Annotated in this window: 19 protein-coding genes; 10 read left to right on the top strand and 9 right to left on the bottom strand. The window is 63.8% G+C overall.

What is annotated here, in order from left to right:
• Positions 1-247 precede the first annotated feature (247 nt).
• The gene (locus AC1DYW_RS02140) at positions 248-1,765 is read left to right on the top strand and encodes a winged helix-turn-helix domain-containing tetratricopeptide repeat protein (RefSeq protein WP_457151098.1); all 1,518 of its coding nucleotides are present in this window, start codon (positions 248-250) and stop codon (positions 1,763-1,765) included.
• 64 nt (positions 1,766-1,829) lie between these two features.
• Here AC1DYW_RS02140 and rtcR read toward each other — a convergent pair whose 3' ends face one another.
• On the bottom strand, positions 1,830-3,428 hold the full coding sequence (gene rtcR, locus AC1DYW_RS02135; RefSeq protein ID WP_477224964.1) for an RNA repair transcriptional activator RtcR: 1,599 nt from the start codon (positions 3,426-3,428) through the stop codon (positions 1,830-1,832).
• 206 nt (positions 3,429-3,634) lie between these two features.
• On the opposite strand from rtcR, the gene AC1DYW_RS02130 reads away from it, so the two are divergent.
• Complete coding sequence (locus AC1DYW_RS02130) at positions 3,635-5,194, top strand: vWA domain-containing protein (RefSeq protein WP_477224963.1); 1,560 nt, start codon at positions 3,635-3,637, stop codon at positions 5,192-5,194.
• 1,151 nt (positions 5,195-6,345) lie between these two features.
• Positions 6,346-7,749, top strand: a complete 1,404-nt coding sequence (locus AC1DYW_RS02125) for an RtcB family protein (RefSeq protein ID WP_477224962.1) — start codon at positions 6,346-6,348, stop codon at positions 7,747-7,749.
• Positions 7,750-7,795: 46 nt separating this feature from the next.
• On the opposite strand, the gene AC1DYW_RS02120 is transcribed toward AC1DYW_RS02125, so the two are convergent.
• Positions 7,796-8,665, bottom strand: a complete 870-nt coding sequence (locus AC1DYW_RS02120) for a helix-turn-helix domain-containing protein (protein WP_477224961.1) — start codon at positions 8,663-8,665, stop codon at positions 7,796-7,798.
• Positions 8,666-8,758: 93 nt separating this feature from the next.
• On the opposite strand from AC1DYW_RS02120, the gene AC1DYW_RS02115 reads away from it, so the two are divergent.
• Together AC1DYW_RS02115 and AC1DYW_RS02110 are read left to right on the top strand one after the other, a co-directional pair.
• The gene (locus tag AC1DYW_RS02115) at positions 8,759-10,303 is read left to right on the top strand and encodes a 4-hydroxyphenylacetate 3-hydroxylase N-terminal domain-containing protein (protein ID WP_477224960.1); all 1,545 of its coding nucleotides are present in this window, start codon (positions 8,759-8,761) and stop codon (positions 10,301-10,303) included.
• Between the two features lie 6 nt (positions 10,304-10,309).
• Entirely contained in the window at positions 10,310-10,819 is a 510-nt protein-coding gene (locus AC1DYW_RS02110) for a flavin reductase (protein WP_477224959.1), read from the top strand.
• Between the two features lie 29 nt (positions 10,820-10,848).
• Here AC1DYW_RS02110 and hpaR read toward each other — a convergent pair whose 3' ends face one another.
• Entirely contained in the window at positions 10,849-11,244 is a 396-nt protein-coding gene (gene hpaR / locus AC1DYW_RS02105; RefSeq protein ID WP_477225557.1) for a homoprotocatechuate degradation operon regulator HpaR, read from the bottom strand.
• Between the two features lie 223 nt (positions 11,245-11,467).
• Here hpaR and AC1DYW_RS02100 point away from each other — a divergent pair, with 223 nt between their 5' ends.
• From AC1DYW_RS02100 to hpaH, 5 genes are all read left to right on the top strand, one after another.
• On the top strand, positions 11,468-11,854 hold the full coding sequence (locus tag AC1DYW_RS02100; protein ID WP_477224958.1) for a 5-carboxymethyl-2-hydroxymuconate isomerase: 387 nt from the start codon (positions 11,468-11,470) through the stop codon (positions 11,852-11,854).
• An 11-nt stretch (positions 11,855-11,865) separates the two neighbouring features.
• Complete coding sequence (hpaE, locus tag AC1DYW_RS02095) at positions 11,866-13,383, top strand: 5-carboxymethyl-2-hydroxymuconate semialdehyde dehydrogenase (protein ID WP_477224957.1); 1,518 nt, start codon at positions 11,866-11,868, stop codon at positions 13,381-13,383.
• Between the two features lie 14 nt (positions 13,384-13,397).
• Entirely contained in the window at positions 13,398-14,378 is a 981-nt protein-coding gene (hpaD, locus tag AC1DYW_RS02090) for a 3,4-dihydroxyphenylacetate 2,3-dioxygenase (RefSeq protein ID WP_477224956.1), read from the top strand.
• Between the two features lie 232 nt (positions 14,379-14,610).
• Positions 14,611-15,483 carry a fumarylacetoacetate hydrolase family protein gene (locus AC1DYW_RS02085; RefSeq protein ID WP_477224955.1) on the top strand — a complete coding sequence of 291 codons (873 nt, stop codon included), beginning with the start codon at positions 14,611-14,613 and terminating at the stop codon, positions 15,481-15,483.
• Positions 15,480-16,286 (top strand): 2-oxo-hept-4-ene-1,7-dioate hydratase, encoded by an 807-nt coding sequence (gene hpaH / locus AC1DYW_RS02080; protein ID WP_477224954.1) that lies wholly within the window; start codon positions 15,480-15,482, stop codon positions 16,284-16,286. The genes AC1DYW_RS02085 and hpaH overlap by 4 nt, the downstream gene beginning before the upstream one ends.
• A 16-nt stretch (positions 16,287-16,302) precedes the next feature.
• Here the strand turns inward: hpaH and AC1DYW_RS02075 are convergent, their stop codons facing one another.
• The 6 genes from AC1DYW_RS02075 to AC1DYW_RS02050 are packed head-to-tail and all read right to left on the bottom strand — an operon-like array spanning position 16,303 to position 22,764.
• Complete coding sequence (locus tag AC1DYW_RS02075) at positions 16,303-17,325, bottom strand: phosphotransferase enzyme family protein (protein ID WP_477224953.1); 1,023 nt, start codon at positions 17,323-17,325, stop codon at positions 16,303-16,305.
• Entirely contained in the window at positions 17,322-18,644 is a 1,323-nt protein-coding gene (locus tag AC1DYW_RS02070) for an aminotransferase class III-fold pyridoxal phosphate-dependent enzyme (protein ID WP_477224952.1), read from the bottom strand. The genes AC1DYW_RS02075 and AC1DYW_RS02070 overlap by 4 nt, the downstream gene beginning before the upstream one ends.
• Positions 18,645-18,673: 29 nt before the next feature.
• Entirely contained in the window at positions 18,674-20,023 is a 1,350-nt protein-coding gene (locus AC1DYW_RS02065; protein ID WP_477224951.1) for an aminotransferase class III-fold pyridoxal phosphate-dependent enzyme, read from the bottom strand.
• A 19-nt stretch (positions 20,024-20,042) separates the two neighbouring features.
• The gene (locus tag AC1DYW_RS02060; RefSeq protein ID WP_477225556.1) at positions 20,043-20,699 is read right to left on the bottom strand and encodes an HAD-IA family hydrolase; all 657 of its coding nucleotides are present in this window, start codon (positions 20,697-20,699) and stop codon (positions 20,043-20,045) included.
• An 8-nt stretch (positions 20,700-20,707) separates the two neighbouring features.
• On the bottom strand, positions 20,708-21,994 hold the full coding sequence (locus AC1DYW_RS02055) for a Tm-1-like ATP-binding domain-containing protein (RefSeq protein WP_477224950.1): 1,287 nt from the start codon (positions 21,992-21,994) through the stop codon (positions 20,708-20,710).
• Positions 21,994-22,764 (bottom strand): IclR family transcriptional regulator, encoded by a 771-nt coding sequence (locus tag AC1DYW_RS02050; RefSeq protein WP_477224949.1) that lies wholly within the window; start codon positions 22,762-22,764, stop codon positions 21,994-21,996. Before AC1DYW_RS02050 ends, AC1DYW_RS02055 begins: the two co-directional genes overlap by 1 nt.
• Positions 22,765-22,932 lie beyond the last annotated feature (168 nt).

The raw sequence follows: 22,932 nt of genomic DNA, 5'->3' as shown, positions 1-22,932 counted from the left end.
CTCCATATGGTTTGAGGGTCCAGAGGCCCTCGACCTGAAAGAGGCCGAATTCTGCAGGTTACGGACAGCGCCGTAATTAAGCCTTCCCAAATAGTTCTCAAAAGTTCCAAATGGGTAGAGCCGGTCACCGGTTCACGGAACCGGCAACCTGCCCTAACTCTTTGTTTTGACGCAATTCCCTGAGGAAAAGCGCTACGCGCTCTTCCCGGGAAAACCGTTTCACACTGTTCCTGAAATTGCTCTATAGATGCGCCCTATGCAGGGATCACGCTTCGCCTTTGGTCCGTTCGTGCTTGATACCGGTGCGGGAACGCTGCTTCGGAACGATGTGCCCGCTGCCGTCGGCTACCGCGGGCTCAAGTTGCTCGCGGCGCTCGTCGGACGGCCCGGCGACATCCTGAGCAAGGCCGAATTGATGGACGCCGCATGGCCGGGCACTGCGGTCGAGGAAGGTAATCTCACCGTTCAGATCGCGCAGCTGCGCAAGCTGCTTGGCCCGGTTGGGGATGGCGGCGAATGGATCGTCACCGTTCCACGCGTCGGCTACCGCTTCACGGGGCCCATCGAACAGCTTGGTGACGCGAAGCGAAAACCTTTGCCGCTACCCGGCAAACCATCGATAGCCGTGCTGCCTTTCGTCAATGTCAGCAACGATCCCGAGCAGGACTCCTTCGCGGATGGGTTGACGGAAGACCTGATCACCGACCTGTCGAGGATATCCGGCCTGTTCGTCATCGCCCGCAACTCGGTCTTTGCCTACAAGGGAAAGGCGATGGACGTGCGTGAGATCGCTGGCGATCTTGGCGTGCACTATCTGCTGGAGGGCAGCGCCCGACGCGCCTCGGGGCGCGTGCGCATCAACGCGCAGCTGGTCGACGCGGTCAGTGGCGATCATCTATGGGCGGAACGCTTCGATCGCGGCCTGGAAGACATCTTCGCCGTCCAGGACGAGGTGACGGCCAAGATCGTGGAGGCGCTGCTCGGCCGGTTGCGCGCACCGCCGCCACGCCACCGGCCCAGAAATCTCGAGGCCTACGATCTCTGCGTGCGGGCGCGCAAGCTGATGGATGATTCGCCGCAGATGGCGCAGGAAGCGCATCTGATGCTGACGCGCGCGGTGGCGCTCGATCCCGAATATGCCGAGGCCTATCGCTGGCTTGCCATGAACCATTGGATGGGATCGGTGCATTCCGGCGGACCAAGTGAGTCTTCCCGCAGCGTTGCCCTGGAACTGGCGCGCAAGGCCGTGGCGATCGATCCCAACGATGCCGGCTGCCGCTGGGTCCTGGCTTACCTGCTTGCCTATGAGCGCAGCTTCACTGAGGCGGATGCGGAATTCGCCAAGGCGTTCGAGCTCGACCCGAACGAGGCGGACGCCTGGGCGGCTTTGTCCGACATCGCGGCGCTGGCCGGGCGGGTCGAGGAGGCCCTCGAGCATATTCGCAAGGCGTTCCGCCTGAACCCGTTTCCGCCAAGCTGGTACTATCTGACGCTCGGCGCGGCGCAATATGCGGCCCGCGATTACGAAGCCGCTGTCGAGACATTGCGCCGGGACGAGACCTATCGGACAAGCTCACGCCGTTTCCTGGCGGCAAGCCTCGCGCAACTCGGCCGGCTCGACGAAGCGCGCGCGGAGGTCGAACTGTTCCTCGTCGGCAACCCGCATTTCACCACCCGCCACTGGGCCACGACAGAGCCCTTCCGCGACGCAGCGACGCTTGAGCATTTCGTCGATGGCTTCCGCAAGGCCGGTCTTCCGGACTGACGCGCCGGCGCGATCGAAGGCGACCGGGACTATTGGGTGTGCGCAAGGGCGTGCATGATATCGATCATTTCCGAGCGATGTCCTCGAAGCTGAGATCGAAGCGCCTGAGATACTTGCGCAGCCGGTCGGCATCGTTGCCGCTGGTCTTTTGCAGCCGCGAGATGGCAAACAGTTTCCGCCCAGCCGCACTGATCGAATTGCTGTCGCGGCAAACCTCCAGCACCGTGGCCAGCTGCGCCCGGTCGAACATGTCGATCTGGCTTTGACGGTCCTTGCCGAGAACCTCCTCCAGAATGGCTTCACGATTGCCTGCATCACCAGCACGCCACAGGACGGTCAGACGATCGACCTCGTCGCGCACGGTCTCTTCATCGATGCGGCCAAGCGGGGCCAGCGTCGCCATGCGGGTGACGGATGCCGAGAGATCGCGGAAATTCGCCCGCCACACCGCCTCCGGCGCGATTGCGAATCTGAGATAGAGCTCGCGCGCCTCCTTGTTGAAGGTGGCGTTCTGGCCCTCGCGCTCACTGAAGCGACGCAGCTCGAATTCGAGGTTCGGCTCGATGTCTTCCTTACGGTCACGCAGCGCCGGAAGCTGGAACGTCCACAGGTTCAGCCGCGCAAACAGATCCTCGCGGAACTTGCCCTCCTTCACACCGATCGAAAGATCGCGGTTGGTGCCGGCGAGAAGCTGGAAATCCGACATCACGTCCTGGTCGGCGCCGACCGGTAGGAAGCGCTTTTCCTCGATGGCGCGCAGGCACATGGCTTGCTCGTCAAGGCCGAGCTCGCCGATCTCGTCGAGGAAAAGCACGCCCTTATTAGCCGACTTCATCAATCCGGCACGCTCGTTTTGGGCACCGGTGAAGGCACCCTTGACGTGGCCGAACAGCGTCGACATCGCCTGATCGCCGCGGAGCGTCGCGCAATTGACCTCGATGAAGGCCCCGGAGACCTGCCGCTGCGCCTTCTTGAGTTCGTAGATGCGCCGAGCCAGCTGTGACTTGCCTGCCCCCGTCGGGCCGGTCAACAACACCGGCGCGCGCGAGCGGATCGTCACCTTCTCGATCTGGTCGATCATCTGGTTGAAAGCCGGATTGCGGGTGGCAATGCCCGATTTCAGGAACGATGTCGCTTCGTCGTGTTCGGCCGTAAAGCGCGTGGCGATCGCATCGTAGCGGGACAGGTCGAGATCGATGATCGAATGGCTGCCGGAGACATCCTCGTCGCGCCCCTGCTTGCGTGGCGAAAGCTGCAGCAGCCGCGCCGGGATGAAGTGCGCCTCGGTGAGCAGGAACCAGCATATCTGCGCGACATGGGTGCCGGTGGTGATGTTGACGAGGTAGTCTTCCTTCTCAGGGTCGAATGCATAGCCGCGGGCGAAATCGCGCAGGCCGGTATAGACCTCGCTGAAATCCCAGGGATCCCGCATGCTGATGAGATGGGGCCGCACCTCGGTGGCGGGCGAGACCTGCTCGATGTCGGCGATGACCTGCGTGGCGAGCTGCCGCGACTGAGTCCCGTGAATGAGCTCCAGCCGATCGATGAACAACCCCGGTTGCTGGCACAGCGCCACCGTCGGCCGCCATTTTCGCCAGCGGTCATCGGTCCGGCCGGCATCGAGCGTCGTTCCGAGAATGCCAATCGCAACGCGTCTTTTCATTTTATCCTATATTATAAATGTTGAGATTTCTAGATCACTATACAGACACATGCCTGGACGACGCCAGAGCCAAGGAGTTTTGCGCTTGATTTTTCTTTTCTAATAAAATCAATAGTTACCGCAAACTAAGCGAACCGGGACCCGCTCGCGCTTCGAACTGGCATGCCGCTTGTAGTGATGCTGGTGTGAAATGAAGGATGAGAACAATGGCGAACAAATCCGTGTTTGCGACGATTGCAGGAAAGCTGCTCCCGCCGGCTGACGCCAAGAACCATGAGGGCGCCCAGGCTTACCGCCTGTCGCCCCACCAGGCTCTGGCGCAGCTGGCGGCGACGGGAACGTTCAACGCGACCTTCTATGCCGAACCGCGTGAGCAGCTGGACGAGGTGCTGAAGCTCGCCTGGCAGGTCGAGCCGGGATTCCTGGCGCGCACCGCCGTCCACGCCTTCGAGCAGGGCTACATGAAGGATATGCCGGCGTTCCTGCTGGCCGTTCTCTCCTGCATGCAGGGTGACGAGTTCAACCGTGCGTTCGGGCGCATCGTCAGGAACGGCAAGATGCTGCGCACTTTCGTGCAGGTAATGCGTTCCGGCGCCACCGGGCGTAAGTCGCTCGGCACGCGGCCGAAACGCCTTGTCCAGGCGTGGCTCGAGCAGGCGGCCGACTTTGAGATCATGCGGGCCGCGGTCGGCAACGATCCGTCGCTGGCCGATGTCATCAAGATGGTTCACCCGAAGCCGAAATCGGCGTCGCGTGAGGCGCTTTATGGCTACCTGATCGGTAAGCCGCATGAATTCGTGGCCTTGCCGGAGGTGGTGAAGGCTTTCGAGGCGTTCAAGCGCGATCCGTCGCTGCCTGTGCCCGAAGTGCCGTTCCAGATGCTGACCTCGATGCCGCTGACATCAGCGCATTGGGTGCAGATCGCGGAGACGGCCGGATGGCAGATGCTGCGGCAGAACCTGAACACTTTCGCCCGCAACGGCGTGTTCGAAGTGGACGGGTTCGCGGAAAGGCTGGCGACGCGTCTGCGTGATCCGGAGGAAATCCGGCGCGCCCGGGTGTTCCCGTATCAGCTCATGGTGGCGTTCACCATGACCGATGCGAACGTGCCCGGCGTGGTCAGGGACGCACTGCAGGACGCGATGGAAATCGCGCTCGGCAACGTTCCCCTGATCAACGGCAACGTGGTCGTGTGCCCGGACGTTTCGGGCTCCATGGGCTCGCCGGCGACCGGGTATCGCAAGGGCGCGACGTCGGCCGTGCGCTGTATCGACGTGGCTGCCCTGGTGGCCGCCGCGATGCTGCGCCGCAACCCAACGGCCCGGGTCCTGCCGTTCGAGAACGATGTGGTTGATATCAGCCTCAACGCTCGTGACACGGTGATGACCAACGCCGCGAAGCTTGCCGCCATCGGCGGTGGCGGGACCAATTGTTCGGCTCCGCTGGCACGGCTGGTGCGGGAGAAGGCGAAAGTCGACCTGGTGGTGTTCGTGTCGGATAACCAGTCCTGGGTGGATGCGTCCGCGCATGCACATCAGGGCACGGTGACGATGCAGGAATGGCGCAAGCTGAAGGCGTTTAACCCGGCAGCCAAGCTGGTCTGCGTCGACATCCAGCCGTACACGACGACGCAGGCCAAGCCGCCGGCCGACATCCTGAATGTCGGCGGCTTCTCCGACCGCGTCTTCGAAGTGATCGGGACGATGTTGTCCTCGAGCGGCGACCCGGATCATTGGGTGCGCACAATCGAGGCGGTCGAACTCTAGACAATGGTCCCGGCGGCGCGCCCGCCGGGACCAACAAACAAAGGTCATCAGGGCATGACGAATGCCGATGGAACTACAGGCTGTTCACCTCCAGGTCGCGGGTTCGAATCCCGTCGGGTCCGCCACTATGGACCAGTAGCTCAGCGGTCAGAGCGGGACGTTTCGTCAAACCTTGTCGTCATGTCCGACGACTTTTTGCACGGCTTCGGTCGTGGTTGGAAAAGGAGAAGAGAAATTGAGAGCGTGACGAATGCCTGTGGAACTACATCCTAACTTTCGGGTCGCGGGTTCGATTCCCGCCGGAGCTGCCAATCGGCTCCGTAGCTCAGTCGGCAGAGCAGAAAGGCAGTTTCACAACAGACTTGTCGTCACCCTCGCAAGAAACAGCCGCGGCGAATGCCGGATGGAACTACTGTACCAAGGAACGGGATGCTCCGTGAGGTTCGACTCCTCACCTCGCAGGCGCTCTCTGGCACGAGCAGGACTCCCAGGTTTCATCATCCCTTGTCGCCGCGGCGACAGATCAGAGCATGATCCCGAAAAGTGGATTCCGGTTTTCGGGAAAGATCATGCTCAAGAAATGGCGAATGCAGGCAGGACTACAGGTAGCGCGCCCGCCAAAAGGCGGGAGGTCGGGTGTTCAAATCACTCTCTCGCTCCACGGAGCGGGGTGGCGCAGTCACCGTCCTGCCGATCCTTGTCGCCTGCTGATTGAACAGGGCGAATGCCTGCGGGACTACATTGGTGTCTGGCGGTTCGATTCCGCCCGCCGATCAGTTGATCGGTTGGATTCTCGCATCGACTCGTCGCCGCCCGGAGAAGGAAAATGAATGGCGAATGCAGGCAGGACTACAGGGATAGAGCGTCCGCGGCGAAAGCGGCGGAAGGTCGGATGTTCAAGCCATCCCTTCCATCCCTTTGGGACGGAAAGTAGCTCAGTCATTGTCCTGCCGATCCTTGTCGCCAGACCGAATGAAAAGGACGAATGCCTGCGAGACTACAGGTAGACGCAGCCCGCTTTTGCGGGCGCCGAAAGGCGTGAGGGTTCGTGTCCCTCCTTCGCATCTTGCGAAGTGGCGGAAAAATGTCTCGTACTCCCTCGTCGTCCGTCCGCAATGCGCAGTGCAGCAGATGTACCGAAAGTGAAAGACATGACCGAGATTTTGAGTGGACAGGATTTGATCGACGCCGGTATGCCGCAAGGCAAATGGTTCGGCAAGGCGCTCGTCGCCGCCAACGCGGTACTGGAGGGCGGCGGACCACACAGAGATGCGCTGGAGGCCGCGCGTGCTTTCGCGCCGCCGCCGGCACTGCCGCTGCATGCTGTCGCCTCCATGCCGCTGCATTTGAACATCGAGGCGGAAACGCCTGATGAGGCTGCCAACGTCGAAGAGGTGACACGCAGCATGGTCGAGTTGATGCGCACGCCGGTCATTCGTGCGGGCGCCATCATGCCGGATGCCTGCCCGACTGGTCCGTCGGGCACCATTCCGGTTGGCGGCGTCGCTGTTTCGGAAGGCATCCACCCCGGCATGCATTCCGCCGATATCTGCTGCTCGATGGCGATCTCGGTGTTTCCTGGCGTGGCGCCTGCAGCACTCCTCGATGCCGTCCACGCGGTCACCCATTTCGGGCCGGGCGGACGTCCGCGCGGCCAGCAGATCCGGCCGGCCAAGGAGGTCTTCGAGCGCTTCGAGGCCAACCCCTTGCTGCGCGATCTGACGAGTGCTGCGATCGAGCATTTCGGCACGCAGGGCGACGGCAACCATTTTGCCTATGTCGGCACGCTGAAGTCGAGCGGCGAGACGGCGCTAGTCACCCATCACGGCTCGCGCTCTCCGGGCGCGCGGTTGTACAGCAAGGGGATGAAGATCGCCGAGGGTGTTCGCAAGATCCTGTCTCCGGAAACCTTGCCGCAGAATGCCTGGATTCCGGCCGACACCAAGGAAGGCGACGAGTATTGGGAGGCCCTGCAGACGATCCGCGAATGGACCAAGGGCAACCACATGCTCATCCACGATCTGGCGGCCGAGCGTCTGTCGGCGAAGGTGTCGGAGCGGTTCTGGAACGAGCATAACTTCGTCTTCCGCCGTTCGGACGGGCTGTTCTACCACGGCAAAGGGGCCACGCCGGCCTTCGACGACTGGGCCGACGATGCGACCGATCTGACGCTGATCCCGCTCAACATGGCGGAGCCGGTGCTGATCGTGCGCGGCAAGAACGCGGCGCACGGACTTGGCTTCTCGCCGCATGGCGCCGGGCGAAATTTCTCGCGTACCCAGCACCGGCGCATGCAGGCCGGGCGCAGCGACGCCGATATCTTCGCGCAGGAGACGAAGGGCATCGATGCCCGTTTCTTCTCCGGCGTGACGGATATTTCGGAGCTGCCGAGCGCCTACAAGAACGCCGCCTCGATGCGCCGCCAGATCGAGCATTTCGGTCTGGCGGAGGTCGTCGACGAGGTTCTGCCCCATGGCTGCATCATGGCCGGCGATTGGGAGGCCAATGCGCCCTGGCGCAAGAAACGGGAAGCGCGCCTGCAACAGGGGCGCTAGCCAGAAAATGGATGCGGGCCGCAAGGTCCGCATCCAGATCATCCGGTCAAGGCTCCCGCAACTGCTTGCGGCGCCAGGCGGCCGGCGCTTCGCCGATCCGTTCGCGGAAGACCCTCGAGAAATAGGCGGGGTCGTCAAAGCCGATCTCGTAGGCGATGTCCTCGACCGTGCGTACTGTGAACAGCAGCAGTCGCTTCGCCTCCAGCAATCGACGCTCGCTGACCACCCGTTTGACGCCGGTGCCCAGCACCGTGCGGGCGGCCTTGTCGAGCAAATGTGGTGTCGTGGCCAGCGTCTCGACATAGCGGTCGACCGGCCAGTTGTCGCGGAAATGCATGTCGACGAGCCGCCGCAAGCCCAGTGCCAGCGAAGCCTCGGAAGAGGGTGTGGCGGTTGTCCCGTCCGGACCGAGGCGGGCGATGTGGGAGAGCGCGACGGCGATCAGCGCCGGCAGCATCTTGTCATTGCCGGCTTGCACCTCGGCGTATTCGGCCGCGATCATCTCCAGCACAGCCGCCAGCCTTTTCCACGCGGTATGGTGCGGCGGGCCGTCGGTAAACACCGGCCTGTCCAGCGGCAGCAAGCTCTGGCCGGCAATGGCGGCGAGCGCGTCATCGGCGACCGAAACGACGATGGCATCGGTGCCTGGGCCGATCGAGAAGCCATGCACGACATTGCTTGGCACGAAGCTGACGGCGGGCGCCGAAAAGTCCCAGGAGCGCTCTTCGATGCGGTAGGTGCCTGAGCCACTGGTCCAGTAGGTGATCTGGCCCATCTGCGGATGCTTGTGCGCGGCGACCTCGCCGAGATGGATGTTGCTGCGGGCAAGCACCGTCTCGACATGCAGGAAACCGACGTCGAGCGGCCGCACCGGCTCGCCGTAGACGAAGAAGTCAGGGATGGAACTCTGGCTCATGGCGCCGGAAAAAGTCCAATCGGTTTTGCGGTTCCGTCCATAACCGATCCCCGGCTGCGGCGCTACAGTCGTCACCGCAAGTGGAGGAACATCATGCGATCCGAAGACTTTCGTGCCGACAAGGGGCGTCCGTTCAGCGGGGCCGAATATCTGGCGAGCCTGCGCGACGGCCGAGAGGTCTACATCAACGGCGAACGCATTGCCGATGTCACAACGCATCCGGCGATGCGCAATTCGGCGCGGTCGCTGGCGCGCCTTTATGATGCCCTGCATGACGCCAAGCAGCAAGACGCGTTGACCTCGCCGACGGACACCGGTTCGGGCGGCTACACCCACAAATATTTCCGCGTCGCCAAATCCTCCGCCGAGCTTGTCGACCAGCAAGCAGCTATCGCCCAGTGGTCGCGCATGTCCTATGGCTGGATGGGGCGCACACCCGATTACAAGGCGGCGCTGATGAACACGCTTGGCGCCAATGCCGACTGGTACGGGCCGTTCAAGGACAACGCTCTGTCCTGGCACAAGCGCGCCCAGGAGGCGGCGCTGTTCATGAACCACGCCATCGTCAATCCGCCGATCGACCGCCACAAGCCGGCCGAACAGGTGAAGGACGTCTTCGTCCACATCACTGGGGAAACCGATGCCGGCATCACTGTGTCCGGCGCCAAGGTGGTGGCGACGTCCTCGGCGCTGACCCACTATAATTTCCTGGCGCAGGGCTCGGCGACGGTCACCGAGGATCCGTCGCTGTCGGTGATGTTCATCGTGCCGATGAATGCGCCGGGGATAAAGATGTTCTGCCGCGTCTCCTACGAGCAAACGGCCAATACCGTTGCAGCACCCTTCGATTATCCGCTGTCGTCGCGCTTCGACGAAAACGACGCGATCCTGGTACTCGACAACGTCTTCATCCCCTGGGAGGACGTGCTGGTGCTGCGCGACGCGCAGAAAATCCTGTCGTTCCATCCTGCTTCCGGCTTCATGCACGGCTATTGCTTCCAGGGCTGCACGCGGTTTGCTGTCAAGCTCGACTTCCTCGCCGGCCTGCTGGCGAAGGCGCTGCGCGCCACCGGTGGCGATGCCTTCCGCGGCAACCAGGCAGCGCTGGGCGAGGTCATCGCGCTGCGGCACATGTTCTGGAGCTTTTCCAATGCCATGGCCTACAACCCGATCCCGTGGGCGAACGGCGCGGTGCTGCCCAATCTGGAAGCCGCCCTTGCCTACCGGACCTTCATGTCGGAAGCCTATCCGCGCGTCATCGACACCGTGCGCCGGGTGATCGCCTCGGGGTTGATCTACCTGCCATCGTCGGTGCGCGATTTCAACAATCCCGAGATCGACAAATATCTGGCGCAGTATGTGCGCGGCTCGAACGACATGGGCCATATCGAGCGCATCAAGATCATGAAGCTGTTGTGGGACGCGACCGGCACCGAATTCGGCGGCCGCCACGCACTCTACGAGCTCAACTATGCCGGGGCGCCGGAAGAGGTGCGGCTGCAGGTGCTGAAGGGCGCCGAACGCGGCGGGCGGCTGAAGGCGATGGAAGAGCTGGTCGACACCTGCATGGCCGACTATGACGAGAACGGCTGGACGGGAGATACCTGGTTCAATCCGCTTGCTTCGTCGGCTGAGTGAACCCAGATGGCCATGCAGATTTCGAAAGCCGATTTCCGCGACGCCATGGCGAGGGTCTGCGCGCCGGTCAACATCGTCACCACTGACGGCCCGGCCGGACGCGGCGGCTTCACCGCCACCGCCATGTGCAGCGTCTCCGACGAGCCGCCGACACTGCTGGTGTGCATGAATGGCCGCTCGACGCAGGCCGCCATGTTCCTGTCCAACCGGCGCTTCTGCGTCAACGTGCTGACCCATGACCACATGCATCTTGCGGGAAAGTTCGCCGGCGCGACCAGGGACATGGAAGCACGCTATTCGGCGGCACGTTGGCAGACGCTCACGTCCGGCACGCCGGCACTGTCGGATGCGATCGTCAATTTCGATTGCGAGATCGAGGATGTGCATATCGTCGGCACGCATAATGTCATGATCGGCCGGGTCATCGATGTCCGGCATGGGAGCGGCGGCTCGGCGCTGCTCTATGTCGACCGCAACTATACGCAGCCGACGCGACTTGGCAGCTTTGGCGGGTGAGCCCTAGCGATACCGCCCGGACCGAACGGTCAGCTCTCGCCGTCGATGAGGTTTTCCAGGAGATCGAGCAGCTTTTCCAGCCTGTCGTGGCCGAAGCGCTGTTCGATGTCGTCATAGATGATGCGACGCTCGGGTGAAAGCGCATCGATCAGGGCGGAACCAGCCGGGGCGATTGTCAGCACGACGCGGCGGCCGTCGCCTTCGGCCTTGTTGCGGGTGATGAACCTGCGCCCCTCGAGCGCCTTGATGATGCGCGTCAGGCTGGGCGGCAACACCGATGCGCGATCGGCAAGCTCCGTCGCCTCGACCGGGCCGGCTTCGCTCAGCACGCGGAGCACGCGCCATTGCTGTTCGGTCACATCGTGGGCCGCGAGCATCGGACGAAACCGCGCCATCACCACTTCGCGGGCGTGCAGGAGCGCCATTGGCAGGGAACGACGGGTGTTTTCAGGCAGCAAGAAAAAAGGCCTCCCACGCTGGCTTGCGATCGAAAACAGGCCTTCCTTTAGCCGAGTCCGCCCACCGAAAGCCCGTTCCAGCCATCCCCGTATCGTTGCGCCAAGGCCGATGCAAGACTTGACTTCATGGGCGCCTCATGTAATTAACGCGTTAACTACAACAAGGCAAGTGATTGGGGAGCGAAACGACGTGCCGCACTTCACCATCGAGTATTCGGCCAATCTCGATGCCAAGGTCGATATGGGCGAGCTGTGCGAGCTGGTGTTGCGCACCGTGCTGGATACCGGGCTGTTCGAAACAGGCGCCGTGCGGGTGCGGGCTTTTCGCGCCGAAGCCTATGCGGTGGCCGACAGGCTGCCGGAAAACGCCTTCCTCGACATGTCGTTTCGCATCGGGACCGGGCGCAGCGCGGAGGAGAAGAAGCGGACCGGCGAAGCCGTCTTCGCGGCGGTGAGCGAGCACCTTGCCACGCTGTTCGAGACACCGCATTTCGCCCTGTCGCTCGAGATCCGGGAAATCGACCCGGTGCTGAGTTGGAAGAAGAACGCAATCCACCCGCGACTGCGCGGCAAGTGACGGAAGCTGAGATGTCCGACCTGCAAGATAATCTGAAGAAGGCCGAGGCCTATCTGGCCCGTTTCAAGCGCGACGGCGTGCTGAACCAGATCGGCGGCGAAGCGGTGCCGGCGCTCGACGGCACGACCTTCGAAACGCTGTCGCCGGTCGACCTCAAGCCGCTGGCCAAAGTCGCGCGCGGCAATGCCGCCGACATCGACCGCGCCGCCAGGGCGGCGAAGGCGGCGTTTCCGGCCTGGGCCGCGATGCCCGGCGAAGCGCGCAAGAAGCTGCTGCACAAAATAGCCGACGCGATCGAGGCGCGCGCCGAGGAGATTGCCTTCGTCGAATGCATGGACACCGGCCAGGCGCTGAAGTTCATGGCCAAAGCTGCGTTGCGTGGCGCCGAGAATTTCCGCTTCTTCGCCGACCGTGCGCCGGAGGCGCGCGACGGCGAAACGCTGCGGACCACGGGCCAGGTCAATATGACCACTCGGGTGCCGATCGGCCCGGTCGGCATCATCACGCCGTGGAACACGCCGTTCATGCTGTCGACCTGGAAAATCGCGCCGGCACTGGCTGCCGGCTGCACCGTGATTCATAAGCCGGCTGAATTCTCGCCGCTGACCGCCCGCCTGCTGGTCGAGATCGCCGAAGAGGCCGGCCTGCCCAAGGGTGTGTGGAACCTTGTCAACGGCCTCGGCGAGCACGCCGGCAAGGCGCTGACCGAGCATCCCGACATCAAGGCGATCGGCTTCGTCGGCGAAAGCCGCACCGGCTCGATGATCATGCGCCAAGGCGCCGACACGCTGAAGCGCGTCCATTTCGAGCTTGGCGGCAAGAATCCGGTGATCGTCTTCGCCGACGCCGACCTGGAGCGCGCGGCGGACGCCGCCGTCTTCATGATCTATTCGCTGAACGGTGAACGCTGCACCTCCTCGTCACGGCTGCTGATCGAAGCCTCGGTCTACGACGAATTCACCGATCTGGTGGCGGAGAAGGCAAAGCGCATCAAGATCGGCCATCCCCTGGACCCCGCAACGGTGGTCGGCCCGCTGATCCATCCGGTGCACGAGGAAAAGGTGCTCTCCTATATCAAGATCGGCAAATCGGAAGGCGCGGTGGTCGTTGCCGGCGGCGGCAAGTTCGCCGGCCCGGGCGGCGGCTGCTATGTCAGCCCGACGCTGTTCGTCGGCGCCACCAACAGGATGCGCATTGCCCAGGAAGAGATCTTCGGGCCGGTGCTGACTGCCATTTCCTTCAAGGATGAGGCGGAAGCGCTGGCGCTGGCCAACGACACGCAATACGGCCTGACCGGCTATCTCTGGACGTCGGACGTCACCCGCGCCTTCCGCTTCACCGACGCGCTGGACGTAGGCATGATCTGGGTCAATTCGGAGAATGTGCGCCATTTGCCGACGCCGTTCGGCGGCGTCAAGAATTCCGGCATAGGCCGCGACGGTGGCGACCATTCCTTCGACTTCTACATGGAGACGAAGAACATAGCCTTCGCCACGACGGCGCACGCGATCCAGAAACTCGGCGGCTGATCAGAGGAAATCAAATGCCCTTGCCCAAGCCCAATCTCTACCCTGAATTCAACATCGTGCGCCTCAGCCATGTCGAACTGGCCGTCACCGACCTCGCCAGGTCCCGCGCCTTCTATGTCGACACACTCGGCCTGCAGGTCACCGACGAGACCGCCGATACCATCTATCTCAGGGCATTGGAGGAGCGCGGGCATCATTGCATCGTGCTGAAGAAGGCCACTACGGCCGAAGCGCGCGACCTCGGCTTCAAGCTGTTCTCCGAGGAGGATCTCGACAAGGCCGAGCATTTCTTTGGAGGAAAAGGCCTGCCGGTGGAATGGGTCGAGCGGCCCTACCAGTCGCGCACCTTCCGCACCCGCGATCCGCACGGCATACCGCTCGAATTCTACGCTCAGATGGAGCGGCTGCCGCCGATCCATCAGAAATATGCGCTCTATCACGGCGTCAAGCCGCTGCGCATCGATCACTTCAACTGTTTCTCGCCCAATGTCGACGAGTCCGTCGCCTTCTACAACGAGCTCGGCTTCCGCGTCACCGAATACACAGAGGATGCGAGCAGCGGAAAGCTGTGGGCGGCGTGGACGCATCGCAAGGGCGGTGTGCACGACATCGCCTTCACCAACGGCATCGGGCCGCGCCTGCACCATGTCGCCTTCTGGGTGCCGACTCCGCTCAACATCATCGACCTGCTCGACCTGATGGCAACGACCGGCTATCTGCCGAACATCGAACGCGGCCCGGGACGGCACGGCATTTCCAACGCCTTCTTCCTCTATATCAGAGATCCGGACAACCACCGCATCGAGATCTATTGTTCGGACTACCAGACGGTCGACCCGGACCTCGAGCCGATCAAATGGGACCTCAAGGACCCGCAGCGGCAGACGCTGTGGGGCGCGCCGGCGCCGAAGAGCTGGTTCGAGGAGGGTAGCAGCTTTGCCGGGGTTGCGGCGCGCCAGCCGGATCTGACGGCTTCGCCGATTGTGGCGCCGTGAGTGTTTCGAAAATGATGTCTGCGTTCCTTCGCGCCCCCCTCTGTCCTGCCGGACATCTCCCCCACTTGGGGGGAGATCGGCTGGCCGCTCGGCCGGCGCCTTTCTTGCAGCGTCGGAAATTGGCGAAAGCGGAGGTGACATCCAATCTCTCCCCTCGTGGGGGAGATGTCCGGCAGGACAGAGGGGGGCGCCGTAAAGCTCCAAACCAGCAGAAGCCCACCGGAGTTGCAGCATGAGCAGGGCACGGCTCGCCACCTTCACCGTCAGCGGCAAGGCACGGTATGGCGCGATCACCGGCAAGGGCGTCGTCGACCTGTCGGCCCGCTACGGCCAGTGGCCGACGCTGCGCGAAGTGATCGAGGCCGGCGCCTTGCTGCGGCTGGCGGAAGAGGCCGATGCCTTGGCCGCCGATTTCCCGCTCGACGCCATCGCCTACGACATCCCTGTCCCGGTTCCGGAAAAGATCATCTGCGTCGGCGTCAACTATCCCGACCGCAACGAGGAGTACAAGGACGGGCAGGCGGCGCCTTCCAATCCGTCGCTGTTCATCCGTTTCCCCCGCTCGTTTGTCGGCCATGGCGCGCCGCTGGTGCGGCCGCCGGAATCACCGCAGCTCGACTATGAGGGCGAGGTCGTCATCGTCATCGGCAAGGGCGGCCGGCGCATCGCGGAGACCGACGCCCTCCGCCACATCGCTGCACTGTCGCTGTGCAATGAGGGCACCCTCCGCGACTGGGTGCGCCATGCCAAGTTCAACGTCACGCAAGGCAAGAATTTCGACCGCAGCGGCTCGATCGGTCCCTGGCTGGTGCCGTTCACGGATGAGGCGCAGATCGCCGACATCACGCTTTCCACCCGGGTCAATGGCGAACTGCGTCAGCAAGACCGCACCAGCCGCATGATCTTTCCGTTCCGCAAGATCATCGCCTACATCTCGACCTTCACCACGCTGGTGCCCGGCGATATCATCGTCACCGGCACGCCGACCGGTGCCGGCGCGCGCTTCGACCCGCCGGTCTGGCTGAAGCCGGGCGATGTGATCGAGGTCGAGGCAGACGGCATCGGCGTGTTGCACAACAGCGTCGTCGACGAGGCAGCGACATGACCCCGGAGCACGTGGAAGACGCCGCCAACCGGCTGTTCGAGGCCGAGCGTTCGCGCCGCCAGATCCGGCTGCTCAGCCTCGACTTCCCCGAGGCGACGATGGAGGACGCCTATCGCGTGCAGGCCGCTCTGGTGACGCGCAAGATCGATGCCGGACTGAAACCGAAGGGCTGGAAGATCGGCCTGACCTCCAAGGCGATGCAGTATGCGCTGGCCATCGACACGCCGGATTCGGGCGTGCTGTTCGACGACATGTTCTTTAGCGATGGCGCAACAATTCCCGCCGGCCGCTTCATCCAGCCGCGCGTCGAGGCTGAGATCGCCTTTGTCATGAAGGCACCGCTGAAGGGTCCGGGCGTGACCCTCTTCGACGTGCTCAACGCCACCGACTACATCACGCCGGCGCTCGAAATCCTCGACACGCGCATCGAGCGCGTCAATGCCGAGACGAAGAAGACGCGCACCTTCTTCGACACGATCTCCGACAACGCAGCCAATGCCGGCATCGTCATCGGCGGCCGGCCGCAACGGCCCGAGGTCGCCGACATGCGCTGGATCGGCGCCATCGTCTCGCGCAATGCCGAGGTCGAGGAGACCGGGCTTGGCGCCGGCGTGCTCAACCATCCGGCTATGGGCATAGCCTGGCTGGCGGACAGGCTCGCCCGCTACGGTATGTCGATCGCGGCCGGCGAAGTGGTGCTGTCGGGATCGTTCGTGCGGCCGGTCGAGGCGCGGCCCGGCGACACCATCGTCGCCGATTTCGGCAGTTCAGGCACGGTCAGCATTCATTTCGCCAAGGGCTGACCGGCTCTATCCGCCCCTATTCGCCGCGCAGATAGGCGATCACCACATCGGCCGCGATGTTGGACATGCGCAGGCCAACCTCCCTCGTGATGTCGCCTTCGACGCGACTTTGCACCCAGCCGAGGAAGGCGAAAGCGCGCAACGCTGAAAACAGCGGCAGTGCGGCAATGTCCTGCGCCGTCAGTCCCCGCAACTGCCGATAACCGTCGAGCAGGGCGGCCTCGATCAGCGGATAGATCGCTTCCTCGCGGTTCTGGTAGAGGGCAACGGCAAGATCGTACATGTGCCAGCCATAGCCGCAATCGTCGAAATCGATGATGCGGATCGCGCCGTCGTGGACGAGCACGTTCTCGCGCACCAGATCGGCGTGGATGATGCCGAAATTGCGGGCGCTGCGTTCATGCTCCGACAGCGCCTTCACAGCCTTGTCCCGCGCCTGGAAAACCAGCTCGCGGCGAAGACCGTCGAGGAAGGGCGAGGTCTCGAAGCGGCCCCAGGTCGGGGCCGGGCCGAAGAAGCCGTCGAAATCCCAGGCATGGCGGGTAAAGCCGGCGGGCGGCGTCCAGGCGGCCGTGACATTGTGTATATGGGCGATTGTTCGTCCGATCGCGGTGAAGACATGCCTTGCCTGCTCGGGCGTGTAATCCAGCGGCACGCCTCGCGCCCCGACGGCGCGGCCCTCCAGCCAGCTGAGGCAATCAACCTGGCGAGGCGGCGCCGATGTGCCGGTATCGACCGGCACGAACAGGTCGCCGGTCAGCGTCGCGACCGGAGACGGCGTGGCGACGCCAGCCGACTGCAGGAAGGACATCCATTGCAGTTCCGAGCGCAGCGCAGCGTCGGAATGATAGCCAAGCCGGTGAACGCGCATGGCTGCCGGCTGGCCATCGGGCAGGCGGACCCGAAACACGGCGTTCTCGCGGAATTTCAGCAGCTCGGGCTCACCGTCGCGGATGCCCCAATGCTGGAGCGCGCGCCGCGCCAGTTCGGTGACGGTGGCGGCATCTTCCGGTTCGGACGGCAGGGAAACGGCGTTCACGCCGGCACTCCGCCGACTTCATCGAGCACCTCGTCGAGCGTGCCTATCAGGAAGGCGGCATCGTCGCGGGAAAACGGCATGGGCGGGCGGATCTTCAGCACATTGCCGTGGATGCCGGTCTTGCCCATCAGCACACCGCGATGGCGCATCCGGTTGGCGACTTGCTCGGCAAGGTCTGATGCCGGCTCGCGCGTCTTGCGGTCGTGAACCAGCTCGGCGCCGAAAAACAGTCCGGCGCCCCTGACCTGGCCGATGCATTCGTGGCGTTCGGCCAGCGGGCGCAGCAGTCCGAGCGCATAGGCGCCGACTTCGCGAGCGTTGGCGACGAGATTTTCCTGCTCCAGGACATCGAGAACGGCGTTCGCCACCACGCAGGAAACCGGGTTGCCGCCAAAAGTGTTGAAGTAGCGGAAAGCGTCGCGGAAGGTCGCGAGGATCTCCCTGGTGGTGACCACGGCGGCGACCGGGTGGCCGTTGCCCATCGGCTTGCCCATGGTGACGATGTCGGGAACGAAACCGGCGCGCTGATGGCCCCAGAAATGGCTGCCGGTGCGGCCAAAGCCGGGCTGCACCTCGTCGGCGATGACCAGGCCGCCGGCTTCGCGCACCGCGCGCAGCGCGTCATCGAAGAACCCGGACGGCAGCGCCGGAAAGCCTTCGTTGGCGAGCAGCGGACACAGGATGATGCCGGACAGGCCGATACCGTCCTGTTCCAGCGAGGCGATGGCTTCGCGCACCGCGTCGCCAAAAGCCTTGCCGTTGGCCATCGCCTCCGGATGGCGATAGCTGTCGGGCGCCGGCACCAGCCTGACATGGCGGGCGCGGCCGCCTACCGGCGGCATGCGCGTGCTGAGCTGCGAAACGGCAGAAGTGTTGCCGTGATAGGTCGCGTCGGTGGCGATGATGCCCATGCGGCCGGTGGCGGCCTGCGCCATGCGCAACGCGATGTCGTTGGCCTCGCTGCCGGTGCAGGTGAGGATGGCGGTGGACAGGCTGGCATCGAAGGTCGCGGTCAGCCGCTCGACATAGTCGAGGATGGCGGTATGCAGATAGCGCGTGTGGGTGTTGAGCAGGCTTGCCTGCCGGCACAGAGCCTCGACCACATGCGGATGGCAATGTCCGACATGCGCGACATTGTTGTAGGCATCGAGATATTTGCGGCCGTCGGCGTCATAGAGCCAGACGCCTTCGCCGCGCACCAGATGCACGGGCTCGTCATAGAACAATTGCGATTTCGCGCCGAGCAGCCGGGAACGCCGGCTAACCAGCGCCTCCGGACCCTCATTTTGCTGCCCCACTTTTTCCAGCGAATAAGCCATTTGCGTACAGAAACTCCGTTGTAACCGCGTCAGACCTTAGACAGGCCTTCATCCAGCGCTTCGCCGATCTTCACAACGTCGGTGGCGCTGATGATCAGCGGCGGCGAGAGGATGATGTTGTTGCCCGAAACGCGCAACATGACGCCGGCTTCGTAGGCCGCCTCCGAAACCACGGCCATGGTCTTCTTGTCGGCCGGCTTCTTGCTGGAGCGATCCGAGACCAGTTCGAGTGCCGCCATCAGGCCCTTGTACCTGACATCGCCGACGATGGCGTGCCGGGCCTTCAGCCCTTCCAGCACGGCTGCAAGTTCGATGCCCCGCGCGGCCGCGTTCTCGTTCAAGCGAAGCCGTTTGGTTTCGGCAAGCGCCGCCAGCCCGGCCGCGCAGCCGACCGGATGGCCGGAATAGGTATAGCCGTGGCCGATCGAGCCGAAGCTGGTCTTGTCGGCCTCGAAGACATCGGCCACCTTGGCACCAATCAGGGTGGCGCCGAGCGGGAAATAGCCGGACGTGATCGCCTTGGCGATGGTCATGAAATCCGGCTTCACGCCCGACAGCCTGGAGCCTGACCATGCGCCCGAGCGGCCGAAGCCCGTGACCACTTCGTCGGCGATCAAAAGGATCTCGTGGCGGTCGCAGATCTCGCGCACCAGCGGCATGAAGCTCTCATGCGGAACGATGACGCCGCCGGCGCCGAGAACCGGCTCCATGATGAAGGCGGCAATGGTGTCGCCACCCTGGAAGGCGATCTCGTCCTCCAGCGCCTTGGCGCACAGTTTCGCCAGCCGCGCCGGGTCGGTCTCGTCGAACGGGTTGCGGAAGGTCCACGGCGCCGGGATGTGGAAGACACCTGGCAGCAGCGGCTCGTAGTTGCGGCGAAAATTGGCGTTGCCGTTGACCGAGGCGCCGCCGAAATGGGTACCGTGATAGCCCTTCTTCAGGGCGAGGAACTTTGTTCGATCACCCTGCCCGCGGATTTTCCAGTACTGCCGGGCCAGCCGTAACGCAGTTTCGACCGAATCCGAGCCGCCCGAGGTGAAGAAGGTCCGCACCATGCCCTCCGGCTCGAACCATTCACTGAGCTCGTAGGCGAGCTCAATCGACGGTCCGGTCGAGGTGCCGCGGAAGCCGGAATAGTAAGGCAGCGCACTGAGCTGGTCGGCGATTGCCTTTTTGATCGGGTCGCAGCTGTAGCCGAGATTGACGTTCCACAAGCCGCCGACGGCGTCGAGCACGCTTCTGCCATCGATGTCGGTGACGGTGACGCCCTCGCCCTTCATGATGATCTTCGGCGGATTGGCCCGCATCTCGGCCGGATGCGCCATCGGATGCCAGATCGGCTTGGCGTTTGTCTCGGTGAGGAAATTGATGTCGCGCATGACAGGCTCCGCAAATGGTCTAGGCAGCTGGGACGAGGTCGAAATGGCCGAGGGCTTCGGCATAGGAAAGTGCTGGCCGCGCAACGTCGAAATGAACGGTGCGCATGCCTGCGGCACGGCCGCCATCGACATTGCGCTGCTGGTCATCGACGAAGACGCAGGCCTCGGCAGGCAGGCCGAGCGCCTCGGTGACGAAGGCATAGGCGCGAGGGTCGGGCTTGAGGACACCGGTATAGGTGGCGTCGATTATTGTGTCGAACAGGCCGAGCAGCGGCAGCCGCCGGCGAAAGTCGGTGCCGTAGAAGAGGTCGAGCTCGTTGGACAGGATCGCCAGGCGAAAGCCCGCCGCATGGACGGCGCGGATGGCGGTGTCGGCCTCCGGCCGCACCACCTTTTGCGGCTCCGCCCCGCGCGCACGCTGGACGAAGGTCTCCATCGCCTGCCAGTCCTCGCCGACGAGCCGGCCGACTTCGCTTGTGCGCGTGCGCCAGTAGTCGCGTTCGCTGATCTCGTCGGCCTGCATCGCGCGCCAGAGCGGATCGCTGTCCGGATCGAACGGCCCGCGCCATTGCAGCGTTCCCGGCTCGAGGCCGAGCGCCTGTTCGGTCAAGGCATGGGTCTCGAACAGCGTCCGGGTGACGACACCGCCGAAATCCAGGACCAACGCCTTAGCCAAAGGAACGCTCAAGCGGCTTCTCCGTTGGCTGGCGCACCGCGCGGAACAATGCCTTCCTCGACCCATCGGTCGAAGATCTCGAGCGCCTTGCCGACGAAGTCGTCACTGTTGATGTGGGCGTCGATCTCGTGGAACTCCACGCCAACAGGCATGGCCTTGCGTATTTCGTCGGCGAAGGCGGCGAGAGCCTCCGGTTCGTAGAGCGGCTCGCCCGGCATGTCCCATTCCTGGATGCCGCCGGAGGGCAGGATGAAGGCGGCGCGCCCTTTCGACGCGCCGAGCTTGGCGGCGATGGTTCTGGCGACCTGGCGGCGATCGTCGGCATCGACGGTGACCGAACCGATCAGCCTGTTATGAGCGTGGAACGGGCGTAGCGCAAATTTAGCCGGCAAATCCTGCCAGGTCGGCAGATCGACCATGTCGACCGCACCGGGCGCCGCGATCTGCGGAATGCCGCGGGCGCCGGCATTCTCCAGCCGGTCGATGCCGGAACTGACGACGGAGCCGGCGAGATGGTTGGTGATTTCCTGCAGGCTGAAGTCGAACACCGCGCAGAAATGGCCTTGCCCGGCAATCGATTCGAAGGCACGGCCGCCCATTCCGGTGGTGTGGAATACGGCGACGTCGTAGCCGCGCTGCTCCAGCGCCGGCTTCAGTGTCTTCATGTAGCGCAGGCAGCTGCTGCCGAGCGAGGTCATGCCGATGGTCGGACCGGTGGCGGGAGCCGTGGCGCGCGACGCCAGCATGATCCTGGCCGCGCCGACAACGGCGCCGCAGGCCTGCGAGAGAACAGCCTTGCAGATGGTGTTGAGGCCATAAAGCCCACCCGCCCAGAGGATCATCATCAGGTCGGGCGCGACCCGTTCGGGTGGGATGAGATGCGAATAGGCTATGGTCGAGACGACGAATTTGGGCACGCCGAGCGGCAGGCAAAGCGCGACGTCGAGCGCGAGGTCGGTTCCCATCGAGCCGCCGATGGCGATGAAGCCGTCGATTTCGCCGGCTTGATGAAGCTTGCGCGCCAGCTGCACGGCGCCCCCGGCCATCAGCGTCATGGCGGTGTTCTCGTCACCGCTCGAAACGATCTCGGCGATCGTCACATCCACGGCGCGCGCAACGGCATGCTTGTCGTGATCCGGGCTGTAAGGCGGGTCGCCCAGCACGCTGACATCCATCATCACGGCGCGGCCACCGGATGCCTCGATGCACTGCTTCATGAAGCGCAGCTCGTCGGCCTTGGTGTCACCGGTGCCGATGACCAGGATTCGGGGCACTGTTGCCGTCTCCACGGACATCACGCCTGCCTCCTCAGCGTTTGCAGGTTTTCGCCATTGAGGCGCATCGAAATCTCCCGTGCCGCGGCCATCACTGCAAGTCCCCGGTCCGCGATCGCCGCCGGCGTCGTCCTGGCCTTCGGCGCGGCCACCGCGATGGTGCCAAGCGCAAAGCCGTCCGCCGCGCGGATTGCCGCCGCGACGCTGATCACCCCTTCCTCGAAACCCTGGTCGCAGATCGAATAGCCGCGATCGCGCGTCTCGGCGATGGATGTGGAGATGGCGGCCGGCTCGATCAGCGTATGTGCCGTGAAGGCCTTGAGGGAGCCCGTCAGGCATGCCTTGACGGTCTCGTCGCGGGCGAAGGCCAGATAGGCGATGCCGGAGGCGGTGGAGTGCAGCGGCAGAAGCTGGCCGATATCGATATTGACCCGGTTTGCCCAGGCCGGATGCTCGACATGGACGGTGACCAGCGCATCGACGCCGAATTCCGACAGATGCACGGTCTCGGCTGTGGACGCCGCGAGGTCCCGCACCAGGGGAACCGCTGTCTGCAGGAAGGGAAAGCGCGCCTCGCGGATGCGGGCCAGACGCGACAGGCCGGCGCCGAGGCGATAGTGCCGCGTGGCGGCATCCTGTTCGACGAAGCCATGGCCGGTCAACGCCACCAGCAGCCGTCGCGTCGTCGCCTTGTCGAAGCCCGACCGGCGCGCCAGATCGGACAGTCCGAGTTCGGGCTCGTCGACGGAGAACAGCTCCAGAAGTGAAATCGCCTTGCCGACCGTACCCAACTCAGCCTCCCAGCATCGCCGCCCATTCTGAGCAATCAATTAACGTGTGAATTAACTTGACAGGCATCGGCTTTGTTTGCAAGTCTATATTCAAAATAAGGGTTCAAATAATGAACCGGTATTCAGAGCAGATGGAACAGGCCGATTGGCCGGCGGACCCATGGTTCG

It is taken from the genome of Mesorhizobium sp. P2_D5 (genome assembly GCF_056404355.1).
Note: the sequence above shows the minus strand (reverse complement) of the source record. Positions and strands in the feature narration are given on the sequence as shown.

What these genes read in the sequence shown, in the direction of transcription:
- AC1DYW_RS02140 (WP_457151098.1), top strand. Translation starts at nt 248, where the DNA reads ATGCGCCCTATGCAGGGATCACGCTTCGCCTTTGGTCCGTTCGTGCTT.
- rtcR (WP_477224964.1), bottom strand. Translation starts at nt 3,428, where the DNA reads ATGAAAAGACGCGTTGCGATTGGCATTCTCGGAACGACGCTCGATGCC.
- AC1DYW_RS02130 (WP_477224963.1), top strand. Translation starts at nt 3,635, where the DNA reads ATGGCGAACAAATCCGTGTTTGCGACGATTGCAGGAAAGCTGCTCCCG.
- AC1DYW_RS02125 (WP_477224962.1), top strand. Translation starts at nt 6,346, where the DNA reads ATGACCGAGATTTTGAGTGGACAGGATTTGATCGACGCCGGTATGCCG.
- AC1DYW_RS02120 (WP_477224961.1), bottom strand. Translation starts at nt 8,665, where the DNA reads ATGAGCCAGAGTTCCATCCCTGACTTCTTCGTCTACGGCGAGCCGGTG.
- AC1DYW_RS02115 (WP_477224960.1), top strand. Translation starts at nt 8,759, where the DNA reads ATGCGATCCGAAGACTTTCGTGCCGACAAGGGGCGTCCGTTCAGCGGG.
- AC1DYW_RS02110 (WP_477224959.1), top strand. Translation starts at nt 10,310, where the DNA reads ATGGCCATGCAGATTTCGAAAGCCGATTTCCGCGACGCCATGGCGAGG.
- hpaR (WP_477225557.1), bottom strand. Translation starts at nt 11,244, where the DNA reads ATGGCGCTCCTGCACGCCCGCGAAGTGGTGATGGCGCGGTTTCGTCCG.
- hpaE (WP_477224957.1), top strand. Translation starts at nt 11,866, where the DNA reads ATGTCCGACCTGCAAGATAATCTGAAGAAGGCCGAGGCCTATCTGGCC.
- hpaD (WP_477224956.1), top strand. Translation starts at nt 13,398, where the DNA reads ATGCCCTTGCCCAAGCCCAATCTCTACCCTGAATTCAACATCGTGCGC.
- AC1DYW_RS02085 (WP_477224955.1), top strand. Translation starts at nt 14,611, where the DNA reads ATGAGCAGGGCACGGCTCGCCACCTTCACCGTCAGCGGCAAGGCACGG.
- hpaH (WP_477224954.1), top strand. Translation starts at nt 15,480, where the DNA reads ATGACCCCGGAGCACGTGGAAGACGCCGCCAACCGGCTGTTCGAGGCC.
- AC1DYW_RS02070 (WP_477224952.1), bottom strand. Translation starts at nt 18,644, where the DNA reads ATGGCTTATTCGCTGGAAAAAGTGGGGCAGCAAAATGAGGGTCCGGAG.
- AC1DYW_RS02065 (WP_477224951.1), bottom strand. Translation starts at nt 20,023, where the DNA reads ATGCGCGACATCAATTTCCTCACCGAGACAAACGCCAAGCCGATCTGG.
- AC1DYW_RS02055 (WP_477224950.1), bottom strand. Translation starts at nt 21,994, where the DNA reads ATGTCCGTGGAGACGGCAACAGTGCCCCGAATCCTGGTCATCGGCACC.